This window comes from Streptomyces sp. NPDC001351 (assembly GCF_042896045.1).
Taxonomy (GTDB): Bacteria; Actinomycetota; Actinomycetes; order Streptomycetales; family Streptomycetaceae; genus Streptomyces.
The window spans coordinates 354103-365760 of record NZ_JBIAWS010000003.1 but is presented as its reverse complement, the minus strand read 5'-3'; the positions used below and the strand labels follow the sequence as shown (position 1 = coordinate 365760).

Genomic DNA, 11658 nt, shown 5'->3' with positions numbered 1-11658 from the left:
GGCTGGATCACCGTACAGAGGGAGTGTTGCTGATGGCAGCTGCACATGCGGGCGCGCCACCGGTCGCCGTCGTGACCGGCGCCAACCGCGGTATCGGACACGAGGTCGTACGGCAGCTCGCCGCCCGCGGCCACCACGTGGTGCTCGGCTCGCGCGACCTCGCCAAGGGACGCGCCGCCGCCGCGCGCATCGATCCGGGCGGGGAGCGGGTGAGTGCGGTGCAGCTCGATGTCTCCGACGCCGCGAGCGTGGCGGCCATGGCCGACCGGGTGGGTGACGACCTGGGGCGCGTGGACGTGGTCGTCAACAACGCGGCGATCCTGTACGACACCTGGGCGCAGGCCCGGTCGGCCGATCTCGATGAGGTCCAACGGGCCCTGGACACCAATCTGTTCGGGGCCTGGCGGGTCACCCAGGCGCTGCTGCCGCTGCTGCAGCGCAGCCCGCACCCGCGGGTGGTGATGGTGAGCAGCGAGGGCGGTTCGCTGCAGTCGATGAGCGGTGGCACCCCTGCCTACAGCGTCTCCAAGGCCGCGCTCAACGCCCTGACCTGCCTGCTGGCCGGTGAGTTGCGCCGGCATCGCATCCTGGTCAACGCGATCTGCCCCGGCTGGGTCGCCACCGACATGGGTGGCCATGGCGGACGTCCCGTCGCCGAAGGTGCCGCCGGGATCGTGTGGGCGGCGACGCTGCCCGACAACGGGCCGACCGGGGGCTTCTTCCGGGACGGGAAGCCGATTCCCTGGTGAGGGGCCGAGGACCTGCTCAGATCACCTTCAGCCGTACCAGCGCGCCCAGCGTCAGCGCGCCCGGCAGCAGCGGCAGCCACACCGTGATGATCCGGTAGGCGAGCACGACCGCGGTCGCGACGGCCGCGGGGCCGCCCGCGGCCACCAGCGCCACGACCAGCGCCGCCTCCACCGAGCCGAGCCCGCCCGGCGTCGGCACCAGCGCGACCGCGACCGTCGCCGCCAGATAGGCGACCGCCATGTGCACGGGCGGCACCGGCAGCCCCAGCGAAAGACCGACCAGGACCAGCCCGGCCGCCTGCAGCGCGGGGAAGGCGAGCGAGCCGCCCCACAGCGCGAGCGCGCGGGACGGGCGGGTGTGCACCGAGCGCAGTTCGCACAGCGCCGTGCGCAGGAAGGACAGCGCGGCCGTCCGCACCCGGCGGACGAGCAGCAGGAGCCCCACGGCCAGGACCGCGACCGCGCAGACCGTGAGCAGCAGCGGACCCACGGAGCGTTCGGGCAGCAGATGGTCGAACCGCAGCGCATCGGGGAAGACGAGCAGCAGCCCGATCAAGAGGCCCAGCCGGGTGACCGACTCCGCCAGCAGATACAGGGCGAGCGCGGCCGAGGAGCGGGCGAGCGGAATCCCGCAGACGGTCATGAACCGCAGGTTGACCGCGCCCGCGCCGAGGCCCGTCGGCAGCAGGTGGTTGGCCGAGCCCGCCGCGAACTGGGTGGCGAGCAGGCGCCGCTTGGGCAGCCGGTCGACGACCGCGCCCTGCCGGGTGACGGCGGCCGCCACCCAGGTCAGACAGGTGGCGCCGGCTGCCGCCAGCAGCCAGGGCCACTCGGCGGCCCGCAGATGACCGAAGCCCTCGACGAGCACGGAGCGGTGCTGCACGGCCACGACGGACACGAGCAGCAGCGGCAGCAGGCACAGGATCTGCCGGAGCACGCGGGCCGGGACGCGTCGGGGGAATCGTCCTTGGGGGAGTGGCCCTTGGGGAAGGTGTACCGCAGTCACATCCGGGGAGGGTTTCCAGGCCGTGCCAACGGCGGGTTGCGGAAGCGGGGACAGCGGCTGAAGCGGGGACAGCGGCTTGCGTACGGACATGGGGTCCTTCGTGGGGGACGTCAGGAAAACATTGACCTCAATGTTGCTTGAGGTTCTACGGTCTCCCTCATGAGCATGGAGACCACCGCCTGGATGCAGTTGCACAGTGTCATGAATGCCGAGCAGGAGCGGCGCCCTCTGGCGCGCGCCACGCTGCGCCGTATCGCCGCCTTCGCCCGCCCGCACCGTGCCCGCATGGCGCAGTTCGTGGTGCTCGGGGTGGTGACCGCGCTGCTCGCCGTCGCAACGCCCGTGCTGGCCGGGCGTGTCGTGAACGCGATCGTGTCGGGCCGCGACGAGGGCACGGTCGTACGCCTGGCCCTGCTCATCGCGCTCATCGCGGTCGCGGAGGCGGCCCTCGGCATCCTCGGCAGGAGGCTTTCGGCGACGCTCGGAGAGGGACTCATCCTCGATCTGCGCACGGCTGTGTTCGATCATGTGCAGCGGATGCCGGTCGCGTTCTTCACACGCACACGTACGGGAGCGCTGGTCTCCCGACTCAACAACGACGTGATCGGCGCGCAGCGCGCGTTCAGCAACACACTGTCGGGAGTGGTCAGCAACCTGGTCACGCTGCTGCTCACCCTCGCCGTCATGCTGACGCTGTCCTGGCAGATCACCCTGCTCGCGCTGGTGCTGCTGCCGGTGTTCGTGATTCCCGCCCGCCGCATGGGCAGCCGTATGGCCCGGATGCAGCGGGAGGCGGCGACGCTCAACGCGGCGATGGGCACGCGGATGACCGAGCGGTTCTCCGCCCCGGGCGCCACGCTCGTCAAGCTCTTCGGGCGGCCGGAGGAGGAGTCGGTGGAGTTCGCGGCCCGCGCCCGCCGGGTCGCGGAGATCGGCGTGCGCACCGCGACCGCCCAGTCGGTGTTCATCACCGCCCTGACCCTGGTCTCCTCCCTGGCCCTCGCCCTGGTCTACGGTCTCGGCGGCTGGTTCGCGCTGCGCGGCAGCCTGGAGCCGGGCGCGGTCGTGTCGCTGGCGCTGCTGCTGACCCGTATGTACGCGCCGCTGACCGCGCTCGCCGGGGCGCGCGTCGAGGTGATGAGCGCGCTGGTCAGCTTCGAGCGCGTTTTCGAGGTGCTCGACCTGAGGCCCCTGATCGAGGAGAAACCGGACGCGCACACCGTGCCCGACGGTCCGGTCTCCGTCGAGTTCGACGACGTCCGCTTCGCCTACCCGTCCGCCGACAAGGTCTCCCTGGCCTCCCTGGAGGAGGTGGCGAGCCTGGACACCCGGGGCGGCGCCGAGGTCCTGCACGGCATCTCCTTCCGCGCCGAACCGGGCCAGACCGTCGCGCTCGTCGGATCGTCCGGTGCGGGCAAGTCGACGATCGCCGCACTGCTTCCGCGGCTGTACGACGTCGACGGGGGCGCCGTACGCGTCGGCGGCAGCGATGTCCGCGACCTGACCGCGGCCTCCCTGCGCGCCACCCTCGGCATGGTCACCCAGGACGGCCACCTCTTCCACGACACGGTCCGCGCCAATCTCCTGCTGGCCGCCCCCACCGCCACCGAGGCCGAACTGTGGGACGCCCTGCGCCGCTCCCGCCTCGACGATCTCGTACGGTCCCTGCCCGACGGTCTCGACACGGTCGTCGGCGAGCGCGGCTACCGTCTCTCCGGCGGTGAACGCCAGCGCATGACCATCGCCCGGCTGCTGCTGGCCCGCCAGCGCGTGGTCATCCTCGACGAGGCCACCGCCCACCTCGACAACACCTCCGAGGCCGCGGTCCAGGAGGCACTGGCCGAGGCGCTGGAGGGCCGTACCGCGGTCGTGATCGCCCACCGGCTGTCCACCGTGCGGGCGGCGGACGTGATCCTGGTGATCGAGGGCGGGCTGATCGTGGAACGGGGGACGCACGAGGAGCTGCTGGTGGCCGGCGGGCGGTACGCGGAGCTGTACCGGACGCAGTTCGAGGAGCGGGCGGCGCAGGAGACCGGGATCGCCGCCGCAGGGGAGGCGGTGGCGTAGGAGACGCGTCGACCCCGAGGGGCGGTGCCACCGCCCCTCGGGGTTCCGTCGGCCTACGGGACCAGCAGGTCCGTCCTACGGGGCCAGCGCGTCCTTCTTCCGGCCCACCCGCTCGCGGGCCAGCGCGAAGACCACCACGCCGAGGGCCACCAGGGTGGACAGGACCACCTGGTCGCGTCCGCCGCCGTCGGCCGTGTCGGTGAGCATGTAGCCCAGGACGAAGGTGATCAGGGCGATGGTGGCCCAGGTCAGGTAGGGGTAGAGCCACATCCTGACGACGAGCTTCTCCGGCGTCTCCCGTTCGATGATCCTGCGCATCCGCAGCTGCGAGAAGCAGATCACCAGCCATACGAACAGGGCGATCGCACCGGAGGAGTTGAGCAGGAACTGGAAGACGGTGTCCGGCCACAGGTAGTTGAAGGCGACCGCCACGAAGCCGAAGACCACCGAGGCCAGGATGGCCGCCTGCGGCACACCGCGCCCGGTGGTGCGGCCGAAGGAGGCGGGGGCGTCACTGCGCCGGGCCAGTGAGAACGCCATGCGCGAGGCCGTGTACAGGCCCGAGTTGAGACAGGACAGCACGGACGTCAGCACGATGGCGTTCATGATCTGGCTCGCGTGCGGGATGCCGATGGAGCTCAGCGCGGCGACGTAGGAGCCGTCCTTGAGGATGGCCGGGTCGTCCCAGCGCAGCAGCGACACCACGATCAGGATCGAGCCCAGGTAGAACACCGCGATCCGCCAGATCACGCTGTTGGTGGCCTTGGTGACCGCGCCCTGCGGGTCCGCGGACTCGCCGGCCGCGAGCGTGACGATCTCGCTGCCCATGAACGAGAAGACCACCATCAGCACGCCGGTGAGGATCGCTCCCGGCCCGTGCGGCAGAAAGCCGCCGTGTGCGGTCAGGTTGGAGAAGCCGGAGGCCGGGTGGTCGGAGCCGGGCAGCAGACCGAAGATCGCCAGACCGCCCACCACGATGAACGCGGCGATGGCGACCACCTTGATGCCGGCGAACCAGAACTCGAACTCGCCGTAGGAGCTGACCGAGGCCAGGTTCGAGGCGGTCAGCACGACCATGACGATCAGCGCCCAGCCCCACTGCGGGACCGCCGGTATCCAGCCGGCCAGGATCTTCGCGCCCGCGGTCGCCTCCACCGCGAGCACCACGACCCAGAAGAACCAGTACAGCCAGCCGATGGTGAACCCGGCCCAGCGCCCCAGCGCACGGTCGGCGTACGCGGAGAACGAGCCCGAGGTCGGGTTGGCCGCGGCCATCTCGCCCAGCATCCGCATCACGAGGACGACGAGGACACCGACGAGGGCGTAGGAGATGAGGATGCCGGGGCCTGCGGCGGCGATGCCGGAGCCGGAGCCGACGAACAGGCCGGCGCCGATCACACCGCCGATGGCGATCATCGACAGATGGCGGTTCTTCAGGCCGGCCTTGAGGCCGGGCTCGGAGGGCGGACTCTGGGTGAGCGTTGAGGTCATCACACATCCATGAGGGGAGCGGGGACGGTGACCGGGAAATTAGTTCAGTACGATCCAAAAGAACAGTCTTGTTTAACTGTTCACCATGCTCTATTTTCCGAGCATGCATCCGAGCGCGCACAGGACCCTGCTCCGCCGCCCGCCGTAACCCCCGCTCAGCAGGCCGTTAAGGTGACGTCGTGGTGAATGCAGCGGGCAAGTTCGGGCCCTACGGCCAGCCGGCACCGGCGTCGGTCGCCGGTGTGCACGACGCCCGAGTGCTGCCCGGCCGCGGCCAGACCGGCGCGGAACTCGTCCGCTCCCGGATCGCCCTGCAGGTGCGCCTGACCTCCGTCTCGCCCGGAGACCGGCTGCCCGACGCGGGCGTCCTGGCCGAGGAGCTGGGCATCGGGGAGATCACCGTGCGGCGCGCACTGGAGGCCATGTGCCAGGACGGCCTGCTCGACCGCCGGCGCGGCCGGACCGGCGGCACCTTCGTCGCCCAGGGCTGGGACACGATCGTCCCCGCGCTGCACGACGAGGGCGAGGCGGCCTCGCTGAGCGCCTTCCACCTGCTCCTGGAGTGCGGCCTCGTGGCCCACGCCGCGGGAGAGGTCCCGGCCGGCCGATTCGACGGCCTGCAGGTGCTGGTCGACGAGATGGACCTGACCGAAGACCCCGGACATCTGCTGATGCTGGAGACCCGCTTCCACCTCGACCTCGCCGAGGCACTCGGCGGCGCAGGCGTCCGGGAACTGACCGCCGACCTCCTCGGCAGGCTCTGCCTGGTCCAGCCCGCCCCGGACCTCGCGGCCGTACGGGCACGCAACCGCTGCCACGCCGACCTGCTCGCCGAACTCGGCCGCGGCGCGCTGGACCCGGCCGTACAGGCAGTGAAGGCACACCAGCACACCCATCCCGGCTGACGTCCCCCCGCGCACCGCTCGCACCTCCGCACTGGATCAGAAGGAGCCGCCGCCATGCCCGACCCCAAAGCCGTCGGCCCGCCGCCGACGCCGGGCGCCGTCGGCGGCACGCCCCAGCGGCTGCGCGGCGGCGTGCTCGGCATGGCCGACATCGCCGCCGCCACCATGGCCAACGTCGGTCCGGCCATGAGCTTCTTCTTCGGCTTCGCCTTCCTGTCCACCACCGCCGGCGTGGCGTCCCCGCTGACCATCCTGGCCGCGGGCGTCGCGGTCGCCCTGCTGGGCAACACGCTCGCCCAGTTCTCCCGCGCGCACCCCTCCGCGGGCAGCTTCATCACCTTCGTGGGCAAGACCTTCGGACCGGTCAGCGCCGTGACCACGGCCCTGCTGGCCGTACTCGGCTACATCATCGCGATGGCCTCCGTCATCGCGATCTCCGGCGGCTTCGTGCAGATCACCCTGCACCACTACACCGGCGTCGACCTGCCCTGGATCATCTGGACACTGCTGCTGACCGGCCTTTCGGTGGTGCTGATGCTGCGCGGGGTGGTGGTCTCCACCAAGTGGGCCGGCTACTTCTTCGGCGTCGAGATGCTGGTGCTCGTCGTGGTCTCGGTCGCGGCGCTCGTCGAACACCGCGGCAACCTCTCCGCCGCGCCCTTCCTGCCCGGGCACATCCACCACGGCCTCAGGGGCCTGGCGGCGGGCTTCCCCCTTGCGGTCTACCTCTTCATCGGCTGGGAGAACTCCGCGGCCCTGGCCGAGGAGACGGAGAATCCCCGGCGCAACGTCGGCCGCGCCGTGTTCTCCTCCATCGGCATCATGACCGTGAGCTACATCCTCTTCTCCTACGCCACGGTCACCGGCTTCGACTACGACGTCGCCCGCCTCGGCGAGGCGCGCATCCCCTTCATCGAGGTCGCCCACCACACCCTGGGCGCACTGGCCTTCCTCGCCTACCTCGGCGGTCTGACCTCCACCCTCGGCGTGCTGATCGCCGGCATCAACTCCCAGGCCCGCCTGGTGTTCAACGCCGGACGCGAGGGACTGCTGCCGTCGTTCTTCGGCTACGTCCACCCCACCCGCCGTACGCCCAACAACGCGATCGTCACCTTCGCCGCCATCTCCCTGCTGATCATCGGCGGCTGGGGCCTGGGCCATCTGCTCGGCGCCGACGGCGGCCCGATGAACCCCGTCGTCTTCTTCACCGAGTCCTCCAGCCTGGGCGCCATCCTGATCCTGCTGGTGTACCTCGCTTCCAACATCGCGCTGCCGCTGTACTACCGCCGCTACCGGCCACAGGAGTTCCGCACCGGCCGCCACCTGGTGCTGCCCGCCCTCGGCGCGCTCGCCATCCTGGTCCCGCTGTACTACCTGGCCAAGCCCGGCCAGCCCGCGCCGTACAACTGGTTCCCCGTCGCGGCGCTGGCCGCCCTGCTGCTGTCCGTCGGTTACGCGACCCTGCTGGTCCGCCGCGATCCGGGCCTGGCCGAACGGGTCGGCTCGGTCGTCGCCGACGCCGAGTGAGGGTGTCCCCGGCCCTGTCCTGACGCCTCCGACCGTCCGCACCGGGCCCGCCCGACTCCTGTCCCATCTCTGTACGGGCGCCCGGTGTCCGGGATACCGTCACGTCACCACCATCGTCTGAAACGATTCAATCCCGTCTGCTCAGGGAGGCGCAGTGACGTCGAACGGCACACCGGAGAACGACATCCCCAGACGCACCGTGATGGCCGGAGCCGGCGCGATCGGGCTGACGGCGGCCCTCGCCTCCGCCGGGCTCCCCTCGGCGGCGGCGCTCCCCGCCGAGGGGGGAGCCGCCCCTGCCGCCGACGAGACGGCCCGCCGCGCCAAGGGCTGGCAGCGCTACGTCCAGGCGCCGTCCTCGCGCACCGTCCGGCCCGTCCGGACCGTCACGACCAGCGGCGACGTCGACAACGCCGAGGCGCTGCTCCAGCCCGGAGGGGCCACCACCGTCCTGCGGCGCCCCCGCCCCGCGGCCGCACCCCACTGGCCCGACGGCACCACGGCCGAGGCCTCCTCGACCCACGCCGGCAACAACGGCAATGACGGTCAGCCCCGCACCTACGACGCCGCCAACGCCATCGACGGCAACCCGGACACGTTCTGGAACGACGACACGATCGGCGCGTTCCCCGACACCCTCACCATCCTCCTGCCGCAGGCCGTCCGGCTTCCCGGCATCACACTCGTCTCCAACAGCGACGGCGTGCCCACCGCGTTCACCGTCGAGGTGGGGCGCGATGGTGCGTGGCAGACCGCCGCCACGATCGTGGACAACGATGTCATCCAGAAGGCCGTGCCCTTCGCCTCGCCGGTCACGGCCGACCGCGTCCGCATCACCGTCACGGCCGTGCAGGACACCCCGCGCGGAGCCTTCACCCGTATCAACGAGGTCTGGCCCGCTCCCGTCGAGCCGATCGCCGTGCCGAGCGTCACCGTGGACTTCGGCAAGGTCGTGGTCGGGTATCCACGGATCAGGTTCACCTCGGCCTCCGAGAACTCCCCGGGCGTGCGGCTGGCGTTCTCCGAGACCCGACAGTTCCTCACCGACCGCTCGGACTTCACCCGCTCCGACCAGGCGGGCGGCGCCGGACAGGGCACGGACCAGTTCGCCGTCCCGGCAGGCGGCGCCGGCTGGACCGACCACAAGGGCTTCCAGTCCGCTGACAAGGTCTTCGCGGACGGGCTGCACGGCTTCCGCTACCTCAGGATCGCCCTCGACGCCCTGCCCGCGGACGCGCCCGCCGCGCAGCCGTGGGGCGAGGTCGACATCGACTCGGTGTCCCTGCAGTTCACCGGCTACCTGGGCACGCCCGGCACCTACCGCGGCTGGTTCCTGTGCTCCGACGACGACTTGAACCGCTACTGGTACGGGGCGTCGTACACCAACGAACTGGTCACCGACACCTTCCGCCAGGACGACGTCGACCCGCGCGGCGCCTGGAGCGCCACCCTGGAGGGCAAACTGGTCCTGCACGACGGCGCCAAACGCGACCGCGACCCCTACGTCGGCGACCTCGCGGTCTCCGCGCGCACCCTGTACCTGACCCACGACGACACCGCCGAGGCGGTTCGCAACGTGCTGGCCGACCTCGCCGCACACCAGCGCGACGACGGCTGGATCCCGCCCGCCTCCATCTCGGACTACAGCCTGCCCCTCTTCGACTATCCGCTGTACTGGGTCACCTGCGGCTGGGACTACGTCCTCTACACCGGCGACAGCTCCTACGCCGCCCAGCACCACCCGAACCTGGTCAAGGTCCTGGACACCTGGTACCCCGGCGTCACGGACGACGCGGGCCTGCTGAGCAAAGGGCTCAACGGCACCGGCGGATACGGCGACTACGCCTTCCTGGGGCGCACCGGCCAGGTCACCTACTACAACGCCCTGTACGTGCAGGCCCTGCGGGCCGGGGCTCAGCTGGCTCGTCTGCTGGGCTGCGGGGTCGATGCCGAGCGCTGGAGTGCCAGAGCGGACAAGGTCGCCCAGGCCGTCAACGCGGTGATGTGGGATGCGGAAGCGGGGGCTTATCTGGACTCCGCGACCGGCCCGGCGCGCCATGCGCAGGACGGCAACGCGCTCGCCGTCGTCACCGGCATCGCCGACGCCGACCGCGCCGCATCGGCACTGGCCCACCTCGACGCCACGACGCGGCGGCCGTACGGCAACGCCTTCATGGACAACGACACCCTCTTCGACCAGGCCTCCCAGCGCGTCTACGCCTTCACCTCCTACCCCGAGATCGAGGCGCGCTTCCTGACCGGCCGGGCCGCGTCCGCGCTCGACCAGATCCGGCGCACCTACGGCTGGATGGACAGGAACGACCCCGGCATCACCCACTGGGAAGGCATCGGCCCGGGCGGCTCCCTGTACGAGGGCGCCTACACGAGCATGGCCCACGGCTGGTCCACGGGCGTCCTGCCGGCCCTGACCCACCACCTGCTGGGAGCCCGCCCGACCTCGCCGGGTTACGCCACCTGGGAGATACGCCCGCAGCCCGGCGACGTCGACTGGGCGACAGGCCAACTGCCCACGCCACAGGGACCGTTGCGCGTCGAATGGAACAACAGCGATCAGGCCTTCCGCCTCACCGTCCACGCACCGGCACACACGCGGGGCTCGATCTCCTTCCCCGGCGATGCCCACCGGCAGAGCGTGCGCACCGACCGCCGGACACTGTGGGACGGGCGCCGGGCGTCGACGCGGGGCGTGCAGGTGACCGAGGGGCTGGTCACCGTGTCGGACCTCGGGCCGGGCAGCCACAGTTTCGTCTGCGAGCGGCAGCGCTAGGCCCTGTTGTTCGGATCAGGTCGGCGGTAGGGACCGGCGCCGTGCGGTCCGTCGGGCGGCGTCTCCCGCTGCAGCAGTCCGGCGCGCAGTTCGAGCGGGGTCAGGTCGTGCCATCGGCGTACCGCACGTCGCAGCGCGCTCACGTCGGCGAAGCCCGCCTGGCGGGTGATGTCACGGAGCGTCAGTTCCGGGCGGCGCAGGAGCTGTTCGACCTGCTCGCGACGGACTCCGTCGACGATCGCCTCGTACGTGGTGCCGCAGTCGGCCAGGCGGCGGCGCAGGGTGCGTTCGCTGGACGCGTGTCTGCGGGCCTGTTCGGTGAAGGAGGGGACGGCCGGAAGGCTCTGCGCGATGGAGATCTCCAGCACCTCCAGCAGGTCCTGCTGGTCGCGCCGTGAGGCCGTCTCCTTCTCCAGTACCTCCAGCACTGAGGCGTAGGTGATGGGGTCCCGGCCCGGCATGGCCGCACGGGCCCACCGGGCCGGGAACACCATGCGGTTGCCGGCGGCGTCGAAGCGCAGGGGGCAGCGGAACAGGTCGTCGAACGGGCGGGTGTCGCGCGGGGCGGGAAAGGCGAACTCGACCGTCTGCGGGGCGAACGCGGCGCCGATGCTCAGCCGGGTGAGGGTGACGACGCTGGAGTACGCCTCCTCGGTGAGGAAGACGGCGACCGTCGGATCCAGCGCGGGGTCCGGCAGATCGGCGCGCAGCACATAGCCGGCGTCCTCCCAACGGGCCGACCACACCGTCATCGCCCCGGACAGGTTCTGAAAGCGGACCCCGGTCTCGATGGCGTCCTGAAGAGTGTCGGCGGCCATCATGGCCAGGCCGATCAGCCCCCACGCGGTGAGGTGCTGCGCCGCGCCCACCCGCAGCCCCAGATGCTCGTCGCCGGTCAGGCGCACCGCCTGGCGGATGACGTCGCTGCCCTGCCGGTAGGAGACCCGCAGCGCGGCGGAGCCCATCACCGCCGGGTCCAGCCCCACGCGGGTCAGCAGCGGCTGCAGGTCGACGCCGGACTCGCCGGCGACCCGTCCGAGGTAGCGCAGGATGTTCGGCGCGATGGTCGCCGAGGTGCTGCGGTTCGTTCCCGGAGAGGTGACCGGGGCGGGAGCATCGGGCATC

General features: G+C 71.4%; 8 protein-coding genes. 5 read left to right on the top strand and 3 right to left on the bottom strand.

The features are described 5' to 3' along the window. Positions 1 to 32: 32 nt before the first annotated feature. The gene (locus ACFY1U_RS11985) at positions 33 to 749 is read left to right on the top strand and encodes an SDR family oxidoreductase (RefSeq protein WP_390693993.1); all 717 of its coding nucleotides are present in this window, start codon (positions 33 to 35) and stop codon (positions 747 to 749) included. A gap of 16 nt (positions 750 to 765) precedes the next feature. On the opposite strand, the gene ACFY1U_RS11980 is transcribed toward ACFY1U_RS11985, so the two are convergent. Then, positions 766 to 1755 carry a YbhN family protein gene (locus tag ACFY1U_RS11980; protein WP_390693992.1) on the bottom strand — a complete coding sequence of 330 codons (990 nt, stop codon included), beginning with the start codon at positions 1753 to 1755 and terminating at the stop codon, positions 766 to 768. 165 nt (positions 1756 to 1920) lie between these two features. Here ACFY1U_RS11980 and ACFY1U_RS11975 point away from each other — a divergent pair, with 165 nt between their 5' ends. Continuing rightward, positions 1921 to 3822 (top strand): ABC transporter ATP-binding protein, encoded by a 1902-nt coding sequence (locus tag ACFY1U_RS11975; RefSeq protein ID WP_390694511.1) that lies wholly within the window; start codon positions 1921 to 1923, stop codon positions 3820 to 3822. Between the two features lie 75 nt (positions 3823 to 3897). Here ACFY1U_RS11975 and ACFY1U_RS11970 read toward each other — a convergent pair whose 3' ends face one another. Next, complete coding sequence (locus ACFY1U_RS11970) at positions 3898 to 5313, bottom strand: amino acid permease (protein WP_390693991.1); 1416 nt, start codon at positions 5311 to 5313, stop codon at positions 3898 to 3900. Positions 5314 to 5492: 179 nt separating this feature from the next. Here ACFY1U_RS11970 and ACFY1U_RS11965 point away from each other — a divergent pair, with 179 nt between their 5' ends. The 3 genes from ACFY1U_RS11965 to ACFY1U_RS11955 all read left to right on the top strand — a co-directional run bounded on the left by ACFY1U_RS11965 (position 5493) and on the right by ACFY1U_RS11955 (position 10533). Beyond that, positions 5493 to 6218 (top strand): FadR/GntR family transcriptional regulator, encoded by a 726-nt coding sequence (locus ACFY1U_RS11965; RefSeq protein WP_390693990.1) that lies wholly within the window; start codon positions 5493 to 5495, stop codon positions 6216 to 6218. 54 nt (positions 6219 to 6272) lie between these two features. Then, complete coding sequence (locus ACFY1U_RS11960) at positions 6273 to 7745, top strand: APC family permease (protein WP_390693989.1); 1473 nt, start codon at positions 6273 to 6275, stop codon at positions 7743 to 7745. Positions 7746 to 7899: 154 nt separating this feature from the next. Further along, the gene (locus ACFY1U_RS11955) at positions 7900 to 10533 is read left to right on the top strand and encodes an alpha-L-rhamnosidase C-terminal domain-containing protein (RefSeq protein ID WP_390693988.1); all 2634 of its coding nucleotides are present in this window, start codon (positions 7900 to 7902) and stop codon (positions 10531 to 10533) included. Here the strand turns inward: ACFY1U_RS11955 and ACFY1U_RS11950 are convergent. Further along, on the bottom strand, positions 10530 to 11657 hold the full coding sequence (locus ACFY1U_RS11950) for an AraC family transcriptional regulator (protein ID WP_390693987.1): 1128 nt from the start codon (positions 11655 to 11657) through the stop codon (positions 10530 to 10532). The genes ACFY1U_RS11955 and ACFY1U_RS11950 overlap by 4 nt on opposite strands. Position 11658: the final 1 nt, after the last annotated feature.